Annotated in this window: 10 protein-coding genes and 1 pseudogene; 4 read left to right on the forward strand and 7 right to left on the reverse strand. The window is 63.1% G+C overall.

The window, feature by feature from the left end; all coding sequences use genetic code 11:
* Window positions 1–117: 117 nt before the first annotated feature.
* From OP497_RS15290 to OP497_RS15310, 5 genes are all read right to left on the reverse strand, one after another.
* Window positions 118–1,632, reverse strand: coding sequence for a class I SAM-dependent DNA methyltransferase (locus OP497_RS15290; protein WP_280549935.1), 1,515 nt, complete (start codon window positions 1,630–1,632; stop codon window positions 118–120).
* Window positions 1,629–3,563 (reverse strand): ATP-binding protein, encoded by a 1,935-nt coding sequence (locus tag OP497_RS15295; protein WP_280549937.1) that lies wholly within the window; start codon window positions 3,561–3,563, stop codon window positions 1,629–1,631. The genes OP497_RS15290 and OP497_RS15295 overlap by 4 nt, the downstream gene beginning before the upstream one ends.
* Window positions 3,560–5,032 (reverse strand): restriction endonuclease subunit S, encoded by a 1,473-nt coding sequence (locus OP497_RS15300; RefSeq protein WP_280549939.1) that lies wholly within the window; start codon window positions 5,030–5,032, stop codon window positions 3,560–3,562. The genes OP497_RS15295 and OP497_RS15300 overlap by 4 nt, the downstream gene beginning before the upstream one ends.
* A complete protein-coding gene (locus OP497_RS15305) occupies window positions 5,032–7,836 on the reverse strand; it encodes a DEAD/DEAH box helicase family protein (RefSeq protein ID WP_280549941.1) in 2,805 nt (934 codons plus the stop codon). The genes OP497_RS15300 and OP497_RS15305 overlap by 1 nt, the downstream gene beginning before the upstream one ends.
* A 246-nt stretch (window positions 7,837–8,082) precedes the next feature.
* Window positions 8,083–9,015, reverse strand: coding sequence for a GAF domain-containing protein (locus OP497_RS15310; protein ID WP_280549945.1), 933 nt, complete (start codon window positions 9,013–9,015; stop codon window positions 8,083–8,085).
* A gap of 256 nt (window positions 9,016–9,271) precedes the next feature.
* Between OP497_RS15310 and OP497_RS15315 the strand changes: the two genes are divergently transcribed.
* The 3 genes from OP497_RS15315 (at window position 9,272) to OP497_RS15325 (ending at window position 11,328) form a co-directional block, all read left to right on the forward strand.
* The gene (locus OP497_RS15315) at window positions 9,272–9,559 is read left to right on the forward strand and encodes a coiled coil domain-containing protein (protein ID WP_280549947.1); all 288 of its coding nucleotides are present in this window, start codon (window positions 9,272–9,274) and stop codon (window positions 9,557–9,559) included.
* A 184-nt stretch (window positions 9,560–9,743) separates the two neighbouring features.
* On the forward strand, window positions 9,744–10,082 hold the full coding sequence (locus tag OP497_RS15320; RefSeq protein WP_280549949.1) for a helix-turn-helix transcriptional regulator: 339 nt from the start codon (window positions 9,744–9,746) through the stop codon (window positions 10,080–10,082).
* Window positions 10,069–11,328 carry a type II toxin-antitoxin system HipA family toxin gene (locus tag OP497_RS15325; protein ID WP_280549951.1) on the forward strand — a complete coding sequence of 420 codons (1,260 nt, stop codon included), beginning with the start codon at window positions 10,069–10,071 and terminating at the stop codon, window positions 11,326–11,328. The genes OP497_RS15320 and OP497_RS15325 overlap by 14 nt, the downstream gene beginning before the upstream one ends.
* Before the next feature lie 31 nt (window positions 11,329–11,359).
* Here the strand turns inward: OP497_RS15325 and OP497_RS15330 are convergent, their stop codons facing one another.
* Window positions 11,360–11,707 carry a hypothetical protein gene (locus tag OP497_RS15330; protein ID WP_280549952.1) on the reverse strand — a complete coding sequence of 116 codons (348 nt, stop codon included), beginning with the start codon at window positions 11,705–11,707 and terminating at the stop codon, window positions 11,360–11,362.
* A gap of 123 nt (window positions 11,708–11,830) precedes the next feature.
* Between OP497_RS15330 and OP497_RS15335 the strand changes: the two are divergent.
* A pseudogene (locus OP497_RS15335) lies at window positions 11,831–11,977 on the forward strand (dihydrodipicolinate synthase family protein); the annotation flags it as partial.
* Window positions 11,978–12,134: 157 nt separating this feature from the next.
* Here OP497_RS15335 and OP497_RS15340 read toward each other — a convergent pair.
* Window positions 12,135–12,449: a HigA family addiction module antitoxin gene (locus OP497_RS15340; protein ID WP_280549954.1), complete on the reverse strand. Its 315-nt coding sequence runs from the start codon at window positions 12,447–12,449 to the stop codon at window positions 12,135–12,137.
* Window positions 12,450–12,613: the final 164 nt, after the last annotated feature.

A 12,613-nucleotide genomic window follows, 5' to 3' on the forward strand; every position in this document is an offset into this window, starting at 1 on the left:
CTGCACCTGGTGTCTTGAACGGGTCGGGATGGGAATCCCAAATTCCCGGTGGCTCACGGCTGGCGTCGCTCCCTGGCGCACCGCTTCCACAACGTCAAGCAGCGCTTGGCTGACCGGTCAGTTGGTCTGCTGGATCGGCGCCACATCAGTGTCAGACTGCAGCGCCGATAACACGCTCCTGAAGCTTTCCAGGCCGGATTCCAGGTTTTCGATGATCTCTTCGGCAATGTCGTCGGGCTCGGGCAGGTTGTCCAGATCGCCCAGGGACTTGTCGCGCAGCCAGAAGATGTCGAGGCTGGTCTTGTCGCGCTGGAAGATCTCTTCCCGGCGGTAGCGGCGCCAGCGGCCTTCGGGGTTGTCCTCGCTCCAGGTCTCTTCGCGCAGGTGACGTTCGCCCGGCTTGTAGCACTCGACGAACTCGCGCAGGTGTTCGTCGCGCAGCGGCTTCTTCTTCAGCGTGTGATGGATGTTGGTGCGGTAGTCATAGAGCCAGACCGCATCCGTCCAGGGTTCGGCGCGGCCGGGGCGGCCATCGAAGAACAGCACGTTGGCCTTCACGCCATGAGCGTAGAAGATGCCCGTGGGCAGGCGCAGGATGGTGTGTAGTTCGGTGGTTTCCATCAGCTTGCGGCGCACCGTCTCCCCCGCCCCGCCTTCGAACAGCACGTTGTCCGGCACCACCACGGCGGCCTGGCCGTTTTCCTTCAGCAGCGTCCTGATGTGCTGGACGAAGTTGAGCTGCTTGTTGGAGGTAGTGGCCCAGAAGTCCTGACGGTTGTACTCGAACTCCTCGCGCTCCTGCTCACCGGCCTCGTTGGTGATGGTAAGCGTGCTCTTCTTGCCGAAGGGCGGATTGGCCAGCACATAGTCGTGCCGCCTGGGATTCTCCGCCAGCAGCGCGTCGGTGGGCGATATGGTGGGGTCATCGCTGATGTCGCCGATGTTGTGCAGGAAGAGGTTCATCAGGCACATGCGCCGCGCGCCGGGGACGATCTCGTTGCCGTAGAAGGTGTGGTGCTTGAGCGCCTGCTTCTCCTCCGCGGTCATCTCCGCCATGTGGTGATCCTTGATGTAATCGTAGGCAGCGAGGAAGAAGCCGCCGGTGCCGCAGGCCGGGTCGCAGATCGTCCTGGCCGGTTGCGGGCGCACGCACTCCACCATGGCGCGGATCAGCGGTCGCGGGGTGAAGTACTGGCCGGCGCCGGACTTGGTGTCCTGGGCGTTACGCTCCAGCAGGCCCTCGTACATGTCGCCCTTGACCTCGGCATCCAGCATCACCCAGGTCTCGGCGTCGATCAGCTCGATCAGCCGCGCCAGCTTGGCCGGGTCCTGGATCTTGTTCTGGGCCTTGGTGAAGATCTGGCCGAGCATGCCCCGCTCCCGGCCCAGCTGGCGCAGCAGCTCGATGTAATGCCCCTCGAGCTCCGCCCCCTTGCGGGCCTTGAGACTTTGCCAGTTGTATCGCTCGGGGATACCCACATCCCGATGCCAGGGCGGGCTGCTGTATTCGTCCGCCATCTTGAGAAAGATCAGGTAGGTGAGCTGTTCCAGGTAGTCGCCATAGCTCACGCCGTCGTCGCGGAGCATGTGACAGAAGTTCCAGACTTTGGAAACCAGGCTTTCGGCGTTCATGATGGCTCCTCGGTGGCAATGTAAGCCTGATCCGGGCGGTTGGGTTCATCGGGATAGCGGTATCTCAGGGCACCCTCAGCGAGCAGCGGGGCAACGTGTCGCCGAAGCAGATAGTCCTGCCGACGCTTCATGAGTACGGCCAGGTCACGAGCTCCGTAAGGCCTGAGGGCGCACAGCGTCTTGATGAGACGTGGTATCTGTTTCGGATCGCGGCTACGTTGGCCGATTCGTTCCAGTTCGGTTCGAAGGGCCTGGGGTAATTCGGCCAAGAGTTGCTCGCGGGACTCCTGCGATAAGCCTCCGGACTCCTGCGATAAGGGCTCAGACTCCTGCGATAAGCCTCCGGACTCCTGCGATAAGGGCTCGGACTCCTGTGATAAGGGTTCAGACTCCCTAGATAAGCCAGCAAATAACCCCTCGTCATCAGCTGTATCGGCCGTGACACCCAGCCTATCGCCCGGCACGTAGTACGTCGCCGGCCCTCGCGGCACCTGCGCGACGAGCCCCAGATCCCGCAAGTGCGCCAGACGTTGACTGGCGGCCAGGGTATCGACTCGGTTCAGGTCGCGATAATCGGAGTTGGTGACCCGGCCGGTCTCGCGGAGGAAGATCAGCGCGCGCTGTTCGTCCTCACCCAGCCCCAGGTGCCGGAACTGCCCCAGCCAGGCAATATCCGCCTCGCTCAGGAAGTGGTGGAACAGGTAGGTGGCGGCGAACTGGTCGTGGTGACGGTCCGAATCGAAGCTGGGTGGCGAAAGCCCGGCCTCTTCCATCAGCCGGCGCATGACGCGGATGCCGCTGCCCTTGGTCTCCGCCAGCCCCATCTCGTGCAGCACCGAGGCGATCACCGGGTTACGCCATTGCGAGCCAGGCTCGCCCAGATTCTCCAGTGCCTTGAGGGAGTAGCCCGGGTTCTGCACTTCCAGCCGGTTGCTGTAGCGCAGCAGCTGGACGGGCTGCTGACGCTGGTAGTTGCGATGCATCACCGCGTTCACCACCGCCTCCCGGACCACCTTGTCCGGCAGCACCGTCTTCTCGTCCCGCCGGATCTCGCCCTCCGGCAGCTGAAAGGCCCGCGGCAGGTCATCCAGCACCGCCGCGGTGGCCCGTTGTATCAGCCGGGGCAGCGTATCGCGCAGGTCCAGGGTGGTGAAACGCTCGTGGGGGTCCTCGATCCACTCCTTGCCGGGAATGCGGATGTAGTCCACGCGGTTGGCGGGGAACAGCCGGCGCAGGGCCCCCCGGCGGCCGAACAGCAGCACGCCGGCCACCGTCGGGTGCAGCTGGCCCGACTTGCGGACCACGGCGCCCAGCGCCTCCAGCAACTCCGGGTCGGAAAAGGTCAGCTCTTCTGCCGCCGGATTCACCGCGCGGCGGGCATCGCGGTAGTGCTCGATGGCGTCCGCGTCCAGGTCTTCCAGGCTGGCGCCGGAGACGACCGAGGCGTCAAAGCTCTGGCCGGCCCGCCCCAGATACAGCGCCGCCAGGTCGTCCTGGTTGCAGCGGTAGTCGCCGCTGGGACCACGGCGCCACGCCGAGCGCGGCAGGGGCTTGTTGGCGAAGTGGATGGGACGGGACGCCGGATCGGCCTCCGACACCTCCACCACGATGACCGTGCCCTCCTCCAGCGCCTCTGCCCGAGCCTGAATCCGCACCGGCACATTGAAGGCATTGGCGCACTGCGAATGCAGGTCACCGAGAAGCTTGTCGGGGTCCTCGATGCCCACCACCCGGTAGTCACCCGGCTGGCTTGATGCCTTTTCCACCCCCAGCAGCAACCAGCCACCGCCCAGCCCCGGCTCATTGGCCAGGGCGCAGACCGTCTCCATGACCGACTTGCCGATGGCCGAGGCCCGCTTGGCCTCGATGCGATCGGACTCATCGAGCTGCCGGAGCTGGTCGAGCAGCGCACGGGCCGTGAACGTATTCATGCCGAGGCCTCGGCCTTGCGCCTGCGCCGCCCGGGCTTGGGCGTATCCGCCTGTTCCTGGCGGATGCGTTCCAGCAGCACGCCTGCGGGTTCGTCGTCGGGGTCCTGGGGGACGAGCTTGCCTTCGAAGGCGCGTTTGAGGATGGATTGGTGGAGATGCTCAGCGCGAACCAGTTCTCGCTCAATACCCTTCTCAACTTCCCGTGTGGACGTTATATGGACCTCAATGACTCGAACCAAGCGTTCCTGTTCTTGAATCGGTGGCACAGGAATTGGAAGCTGACGAAGGTCTTCTAAGTGAAGATGACGAACAGCTACTCCTTTTTGTTTCTTTTCAGCATAGCCATTGTTGATATAAAAATAACATGCATAGGCCACGAACCTTGAATCCATACACTTTGGAACCGGCACTAAGGCTACACTCTCAAAAAGAGAAAATTGCTCATCGGTTTCCACCACAGCCACACGCCCAATAGTGCCACTTTTTGTAACAAGAACATCACCTTCAGATGGATGGCATCTTCTTATAAGAGCCTCATGCTCCTCTTGCGATATGAATCGAGTTCCAGAGAAATCTACCCGGAGGTCTTTGATGTCCTTAGCTGATATAAATGGAATACCAGCATCAACATATCGTGGTGTCTTGTGAGCACCATCAACAATGATCCCCGAAATTTCTTCAAGCGGTTTCCACAGCCAGCCATCAACGTTCTCCAGAGAGTCTCCAAGGTCAATTCCGACCATTTTGTTAGCTCTCGGTTTTCTTGGTTTTCTACCTAACTGCCCACTCATCTCCCACTCAGCCACGGCGGCTTTCCAATCCTCCAGCTGCTTCTGGTAGCGGGCTTCGCGTTCTTCGCGAATACGCTGGAGAAGCTGATCGGCGGTTTCGAGTTGGTCGGCGTTGTCGCGGCGCCACTGCTCGGTGAGGCGACCTTCGAAGGCGGCCTTGAGCAGGGACTGGCGGTAGGTCTTGAGCTGGGCGCGGGCGGTTTTCAGGCTTTCCACGCCCTTGTCCAGCTCGGAGAAGAGCTCTTCGACTTTGGCGACGATGCGGCGTTGTTCGTTGATAGGAGGAATCCCGACTTGCACCCTATAGGCATCGTCACGATTTAAGCCTGGGACTGCTGTTGATGTGTCCAGCTCTGAAAGGCGCAAAAAACCAAGATAGTGAGCTACGAATTTCGCGTCAAAATATTCAGGCGGGTTCACATAATACGTTGTATCGATTGGCCAAAAGCCACTCTCAGAATAAAAGACAGACCCAACGGAGCCCTTTCGACCGACGACAACGGCAGGGCCATCGACTAATGGTTCGTCATGCTTTCCAACTATTCCGCTTGAGCCGTAGACATTAAAGGGACCAGCTTCATTACGATTTTCCTTTTTCAGCGCTTTTCCATACTCGAATGAGAGCGCATCTCCTAGTTTACAACGCACCCAATTTGATGCTCGCTTACAATCAAACATCACGCCGCCATCTCGTCATTTATCTGATCCAACACGCTCTCCATATCTTCGCCGAACAGTTGCCACATGCGCCCGCGGCCGCCTTCGGCGTCGAAGGGGGCGTAGTCCAGGTCTTCCACGCCGATGTGGAAGCTGGCGGTGATGTGGTCGCGGATCTTTTCGAGCCAGGCCATCTGTGCCTCGTTGAATTTGGGCTGGTTGCCGGAGTGCCGGCCGAAGACCCAGCGCTTGAAGTTGGCGCGCACGGTGTCGGCGTAGGGCGTGAGCTTGTCGTCCCAGCCGCTGACCCGGCGCACCAGGGCGATGATCTGCGCCAGTTCCGATTCCGGCCGGCGCGCTGGCACCTGATCCAGGCGGGCGTAGGCGTCCCACACCCGGGCCGGGGCGAGCTGCGGCTTCTCGCGCTTGAGCGCGTCGCGCAGCTCGCGAATGGCCCGGGCGGTGATCTCGCGGCGCCGGTGCGGCTGGTGATAGTAAATGGTCAGGGCGTCGATGTCGTCCCGGTGGGCCTCCAGCCACTCGCGAAATGCCTGGCGCAGGTTCTCGCGGTGGGTGTCGGCGTCGGTCTCCCAGTCGCTGGTGGTGACCTCGTCCGGGTTGATCTCATCCACCAGCTGCTCCTGGCGCTGGCGGACCTCTTCGAGGTAGGTGGTCAGCGGGCCGGTGATGGCGGCGGTGGCGGCCTTGGCTCGCTGCTCGCGCACCGTCTCGATCTGCGCCGGGCTGGGTTCGGCGGATTCGGGCAGCTGGTGGGCCTCGCGGGCGGCGCGGCGCAGGGCGTCCGGGTCGTCGGTGGCCAGCAATTCGGCGGCGATGGTGTTGAGGTCCGGGCCGCCGGTGATCCTGCGCACGTTCTGGTGCTGCTCGTCGTCGAGTCGCTTGCTGAAGCGGGCCAGGCGGCCGGCCAGACTGGTCAGGGTGTCCGGGTCGCGCACGCCCATGGTCACGCCCTGCATGAGCGCCTTCATGGGCACGCTGGGCTTGCGCTCCAGGGTGCCGGTTTCCATCTTTTTCGACTCGCTCACCCCCACGGCGTCGACCAGCACGAAGTGTTCCTTCGGGCCACTGGCGGAGCGGTTGACCTGGCGCAGGCCGTCGGCGTCCAGGCTGCGGGTGCCGCGGCCGACCATCTGCATGTAGTAGTTGCGGCTCTTTACGTCGCGCATGAACAGCAGGCACTCGAGGGGCTTCACGTCGGTGCCGGTGGCGATCATGTCCACGGTGACGGCGATGCGCGGGTGGTAGTCGTTGCGGAAGCTGTTGAGCAGGCCCTGGGGGTCCTCGTCGATGCGGTAGGTGATCTTCTTGCAGAAGTCGTTGCCGGCGGCGAACTCCTCGCGGACGATGCTGATGATGTCGTCGGCGTGGCTGTCTGTCTTGGCGAAGATCAGGGTCTTGGGCACCTCGATGCCGCCAGCGTTGATGCCGGGGCCGCCCTCGCCTTCCGACAGGCGACGCTGCGGGAACATCCGCGGCAGGGCGTCGCGGAAGGCGCGGATGACGGTGCGGATCTGGTTGGGGTTGACCACACTGCGGTCGAGCTGGCTGCCCGCATATTCCAGATCCTCGTCGAGTTGCGACCAGCGCTGTTCGCGAGTCAGGCGGTCGCGGTGTTCGACGGTCTCCTCCGCCTCGATCTTCGCGCCTTCGCGGGTCAGCCGGGTATCGATGCGCCAGATGAAGTGATCGACGTTCACGCCGTCCACCACGGATTGCTCCAGCGGGTATTCGCTGACCACGTTCTGGTGGAAGAAGCCGTAGGTCCGGTTGTCCGGCGTGGCGGTGAGCCCCACCAGGAAACTGTCGAAATACTCGATCACCTGCCGCCAGAGGTTGTAGATGGAGCGGTGGCACTCGTCGATGACGATGACATCGAAGAACTCCGGCGGCACCTTGGCGTTGTACACCACCGGCAACGGTTCCTTGCGCAGGGCATCGAGCCCGGCCGGTTCGTCTTCGGCCTCTTCGGGCAATGGCTCACCCTTGAGGATGGAGTAGAGCCGCTGGATGGTGCTGATGCAGACCTGGCCGTCGCGGGGCACATGGGGCGAGCGCAGGCGCTGGACGGTGTAGAGCTCGGAGAACTTGCGGTTGTCGTCCTGGGGCAGATACTGGTGGAACTCGTTCTCCGCCTGTACGCCCAGGTTGCGGGTGTCCACCAGGAACAGCACGCGCTTGGCGCCGGCGTGCTTGAGCAGGCGGTAGATGCTGGTGATGGCGGTAAAGGTCTTGCCCGCGCCAGTGGCCATCTGGATCAACGCCCTGAGGCGGTTTTCCTTCAGCGAGGTTTCCAGGTTGCCGATGGCGCGGAACTGGCAGTCGCGCAGGCCGTCCGGCTGCAGCACCGGCAGCGCCTGAAGCCGGGCCCGGAAGGGGGCGGTCTGCGAGCGCCACTCTGCCAGGGTCTCCGGGCGATGGAACTGGAACACTTCGCGGGCGCGGGGCGCCGGATCGTGGCGGTCGGTGAAACGAGTGATCTCGCCGGTGGCTTCATAGACGAAGCGCAGATCCACCTTGCCGATATGCTTCAGCTCGGCCTCGGCATAGCGGGCCGACTGCTCCTCCACCTTGCTGATGCGATGGCCTTCCTCCTCGCGCTTGGCTTCGATCAGGCCCACCGGCACGCCGTCCACCAGCAGGAGATAGTCCATGGGTCCAGTGTCAGTGGGATACTCCCGCACTGCCACACCCCGCGCCGCCGACGGATTCAGCTCTGCCAGGCTCTGTACGAGCCAGCCGGAAGACCGGAGCTGGTCATCGATGCGATCGCGGGCGCGCTGTTCGGGATTCTGATTGTTACCCATGGGGTATCCCACCATGGCAATCGCTGCCAGGCGGTCCGATAACCGCCTGCCCCTGTCGAGAATGCGAGATGGGATAATGGGGGGAGTCGGCAGAGTCCGTCGCCATGGGGTCGTCCTTTGCGTATGGGCTGCGTGGTTATATTGTTCGATTCAGCCTAGCACCAAAGGATAATGGGTCCCATAAGCGGTTGGATCGAGGGGTCAGCTCTGGCTCGGAGGCGATCGGTCCCCCCGAAGCAGTCGGGTCTATTCGGCATCGAGATTCACAGCGCCGGGCTCGGTCGCCTCGCGATACAAAAGCGCGCAGTTGCGGCCGGCGTGCTTTGCGGCATAGAGCGCCTGGTCGGCCTGGGCCATCAGCTGGTTCGGCGCCTGGCTAGCGTCGTCGCCCTGGCGGGCGACCCCGAGGCTGACCGACATCGTTACTCTCAGCGGCGGCTCGTCTTCCATCCTTTCCACCAGGAAGGGTTCCGCGGCGACGCGCCAAAGGGCCCTCAAGCAAGTCCGCAACGCAGCGCGATCGTCGGGGTGTAGACGAGCGAGCAGGCGTCGCAAGGGCACCCGCGGATACGTCTCGGGGTAGCCCAGTACCGTCTTGAACGCCTGGGAACACCAGACCCGCCCGTTGCGAAGGCTGATTTCCCAGACGCCACAGTCGGCCACCTTGTGGAACAGTTCGATCTGGCGGGAGCGATGGTTCAGTTCGTAGCGGTAAAGGGCCGCCGCGATCAGCTGGCCGGCGGCCTCGAGGAGGTCGAGACCCGGCCCCCGCCAACTGACGGGACGCTCACAGTCATCGATGCCCAGGGTGCCCCACCAATGACCGTTGACGAAGATGGGCACCGTGGCCATGGACTGAATCGCCTGGCCCTCGAGATCACTCCGCAACGGTCCCGGTGGCATGACAGGGATACAGAAGTCATGAGACACCCCCGCCTGGCGCTCCTCGACCAGACGACGATAGACGGGATCCTCGAGCGATGAGGAAAAGAAGCGAAACCGGTTTTGGTTGAGCTGTCGATAGTGCTCCGATGGCGCCCACTCAAAGACATAGTCCTGGACCACGGTATCGGACTGCACCTCCAGAAGCTGGAAGATCCAGACACGGCTCGCCCCGGTGACGGGACCAATCTCCGCCAGTAACCGGTCGACGCCCTCTGCCCAATGGTCCGCCCTCATCAGGGTGCTGCCACCTCGGCTGAGCGCCGCCAGGCAGTCCGCGGTATCGATCAGGACAGGGGCGGCCGAGGCCAGATCCGGAGGGCGCGCTGGTTGACCTGACACAGTGTAAGCATCCTGTAAGTCAAGGAGTCCTCGACAGCTTGGCTGATCGCGGCTGGGATGCCAAGTATGCCACCCTTGAACAAACGCCCTGTCCGCTCGCGGACAGGCTATCTTCAAGGTTCCATGAACCGGAAACGGAAAGGAGCGCCCCATGAGCAACAGGGAAGCCTACGAACAGAAGCTGCGCGCCAAGCTCGATGAGCTGCAGGCCGAGGTGGACAAGCTGAAGGCCCGCGCCCGGAGTGCCGAGGCCGATGCACGCATCGACCGGGAAGAGGAGATCGACCGGCTCGAGGCGAAGCGCGAAGAGATGCGCAAGAAGCTCGAGGAGCTGCGCCACTCCAGCGACGACGCCTGGGACGACATCCGGGCCGGCGCGGAGCGCGCCTGGGACTCCCTGAGCGAAGCGATCAAGTCGGCCCGCTCACGCTTCAAGTGACCGGGCACGCCCCCTTCATGACCGGCGTCGGCCCCGTCGAGGCGTTCGCCGAAGGCCTGTTGGAGCTTTGACGCTGGCAGCATCAGGGCGACTTCATTGCGGAATCGCCAGCGCCTGACGTTGAGTGGGCGGGTAGTGGCATTAAAATATCGATAACGCTACTAATCGACACTATACTATCGGTATGAAAACACGTCACGTCACCCTCAGCCCCCAAGCCTCCCTCTCGCTACGCCTGTTCGCCGGTATGATCGAGGAGGGGCGGCTGCGCAAGGGGTGGACCCGAGACGAACTCGCCGAGCGGGTTGGCGTCGGCGTGGTCACCATTCGTCAGGTTGCCAAGGGCTCTCCCCGCGTGGCCATCGGCACCTATTTCGAAGCGGCGGCGCTGGTCGGCGTGTTGCTGTTCACCGATGACCTGGACACGCTGAAACGCGAGCATGCTACCCAGCGGGAACGGCTGACGCTGCTCCCCAAGCGCGCTCGCCGTCAGCCACAAGAGCCCATCGATGATGACTTCTAGCAGCCGACGCGCCTACGTCTGGGCCTGGTTGCCCGGTCAGACATCCCCCGTGGTGGCCGGTCTCGTCGAGCGCGATGACCAGGACCACTACCGCTTTACCTATGGTCGTCGCTATCTCGCGCGGAAAGATGCCATCAGTCTTTATCCCCATGAGCTTCCCCTGCAGCCAGGTAGCCAGGAGCAAGCAGACGGCGCACTGCCCTCCTGCCTGCGCGATGCCGCTCCCGACGCCTGGGGGCGTCGCGTCATCATCAATCGGCTAACGGGCAGGAAGGGCGATGCTGCCGATGAGGTCGAGTTCAACGAGCTGGTCTACCTGCTGGAGTCCGGATCGGACAGGATCGGCGCGCTGGATTTCCAGCTCTCCGCCAGTGAATACCGACCTCGAGAGCCTCAGGACGCCACCCTGGCGGCATTGCAGGAGGCCTCGGCGTATGTGGAAGCAGGGGAGCCGCTCCCCCCCCCCCTGGAGCAAGCCATTCAACACGGCAGCAGCATCGGCGGCGCCCGCCCCAAGGCCCTGCTGGACGATCGGGATCGCAAGCTGGTTGCAAAGTTTTCTTCCAGCACTGACCTCTACAGCATAGTGAAGGCGGAATTCGCTGCCATGCGACTCGCCAGGCTCGTGGGGCTCGATATCGCTCCCGTCGAGATGACCCGATCGCTGGGCAAGGACGTGCTGCTGGTGGAGCGCTTCGACAGGATGAGAGCGCCCGGCGGTTGGTCCAGAAGGATGGTGCTGTCGGCCCTCACCCTGCTGGGCCTGGATGAGATGACGGCTCGCTATGCCAGTTATGAGGACCTCGGCCATCGCATCCGGGCAGAGTTCTACCAGCCCGAGCAGTCGCTGCTCGAGCTGTTCGGCCGCATCGTCTTCAACGTGCTTTGCGGCAACACCGACGACCATGCGCGCAATCATGCCGCCTTCTGGGATGGCGAATCGTATCGACTGACGCCGGCCTATGACATCTGCCCACAATCCCGAACCGGTGGCGAAGCCACCCAGGCTATGCTGATGAGTGGCCAGGAGCGGCGCAGCCAGCTCGTCCACTGCCTGGCGGCCGCGGAGCGACTCGGCCTGAGCTTGGGGCAAGCCAGGGAGATAATCGACCACCAACTTGCCACGATCCGGGAACAATGGGAGGCCGTGTGCGACGAAGCCGCTCTGAGCACGGTAGATCGCAACTTCTTGTGGGGCAGGCAGTTTCTCAATCCGTTCGCGCTGGAAGGCTATACGGCGTCATGAGTGAGCGCGCCCATTCGCGAGGTGGAGCGTCTCACCCGCGAAGCGCCATGACACAGTCAAGCTCCTCCCGATAAGCCGCCTCGTGCTGAGCCGGATCGGCAGAAAAGCGCCCGAGCGCCACGGCCAGCTCGAAGAAGCCCTGCCGGGGCAGGTCGTCACGGCGGCTGACCACCAGGGTGGCGACCATCGGGCGGCCGGCGGCGACGTCCTCGCGCATCAGCGCCTCCAGCGCCAGGGCGACGCGCTGGATGGTGCGAGGTGGCGTGAGGCCCAGCGCCTCGGCGGCCTGCTGGTAGGTGATCGGCACGGCTTCGTCGGGCAAGCCCATCAGCAGCTCACGCAGGCGCGGGGCCAGGTCGGGGTCAGCTTGGCTCACCATTCAATCACCCTCCTGGGGTTGGCGATAAACCTCCGGCTCACAGCTCGGATGCGCTGTGCCGAGTCTCCGCCGTGGCATACTCCCGAGCAAGTCCGCCGCCAGAATAGAACAAGGAGACAGCGCATGTTCACCGGCCTGAGTGCCTTCCCCATGACGCCCATGAACGAGAATGCCATCGACGAGGTGGCCTTCGTACGGCTGGTCGAGAGACTGGTCACCGCGGGTGTTGATTCCATTGGCGCCCTCGGCTCGACGGGCAACTATGCCTATGCACCGCCCAGCCTGCCGCTGCCCCTGAGGACGCTGGAGGGGCAGCAGCGACAGGCGCTTGGCGCGCTGCTGGAGGAGCTCAAGTGACCTGATGGAAGCGTGATGCTTTACAGCGCTCTGTATCGTATCGTGCCGAAAAAGAGCGTCATGCAAGATATCACGCGGCGTCGAGCGGCTTGATCCGTTCCATATCGTCCTTGATGGCCTCGGCAGCTACCCAGAGGTCAACGGCTCGCTGTGCGTTCAGCCAGAACTCCGGCGAGTTGCCGAATAGGCGACCGAGCCTAAGCGCCATCTCGGGGCTGACCGCTCGACGTTCGCGTAGCAGTTCATTGATGGACTGGCGTGATACCCCCAACGCTTCGGCAAGACCTGCGACGGTCAAGCCATAATCCGGCAGGAAGTCCTCACGCAACATTTCACCGGGATGCGTGGGCCTGCGCTGCATACCGCCCGTGTTTTCGATGGCCATCTTCACCTCCTGATGTCAGTGGTAATCGCAGACTTCGACATCGTAAGCATCACTGTAGCGCGTCAATCTGTATGAGAAGCCAGCGACAATCTGGATGAGAAATCGGTGTCGCGGCCCTGCTCCTTTTTATGCTCCCTCCCCTGGTAGGCAAGCGGTGTCATCCG

Source organism: Halomonas sp. 11-S5, assembly GCF_029889825.1.
GTDB lineage: Bacteria > Pseudomonadota > Gammaproteobacteria > Pseudomonadales > Halomonadaceae > Halomonas.

Coding starts and splice junctions, on each gene's coding strand:
- OP497_RS15320 (WP_280549949.1), top strand. CDS start 9,744: ATGAAAACACGTCACGTCACCCTCAGCCCCCAAGCCTCCCTCTCGCTA.
- OP497_RS15295 (WP_280549937.1), bottom strand. CDS start 3,563: ATGAATACGTTCACGGCCCGTGCGCTGCTCGACCAGCTCCGGCAGCTC.
- OP497_RS15290 (WP_280549935.1), bottom strand. CDS start 1,632: ATGAACGCCGAAAGCCTGGTTTCCAAAGTCTGGAACTTCTGTCACATG.
- OP497_RS15300 (WP_280549939.1), bottom strand. CDS start 5,032: ATGTTTGATTGTAAGCGAGCATCAAATTGGGTGCGTTGTAAACTAGGA.
- OP497_RS15315 (WP_280549947.1), top strand. CDS start 9,272: ATGAGCAACAGGGAAGCCTACGAACAGAAGCTGCGCGCCAAGCTCGAT.
- OP497_RS15330 (WP_280549952.1), bottom strand. CDS start 11,707: ATGGTGAGCCAAGCTGACCCCGACCTGGCCCCGCGCCTGCGTGAGCTG.
- OP497_RS15340 (WP_280549954.1), bottom strand. CDS start 12,449: ATGGCCATCGAAAACACGGGCGGTATGCAGCGCAGGCCCACGCATCCC.
- OP497_RS15310 (WP_280549945.1), bottom strand. CDS start 9,015: ATGAGGGCGGACCATTGGGCAGAGGGCGTCGACCGGTTACTGGCGGAG.
- OP497_RS15305 (WP_280549941.1), bottom strand. CDS start 7,836: ATGGGTAACAATCAGAATCCCGAACAGCGCGCCCGCGATCGCATCGAT.
- OP497_RS15325 (WP_280549951.1), top strand. CDS start 10,069: ATGATGACTTCTAGCAGCCGACGCGCCTACGTCTGGGCCTGGTTGCCC.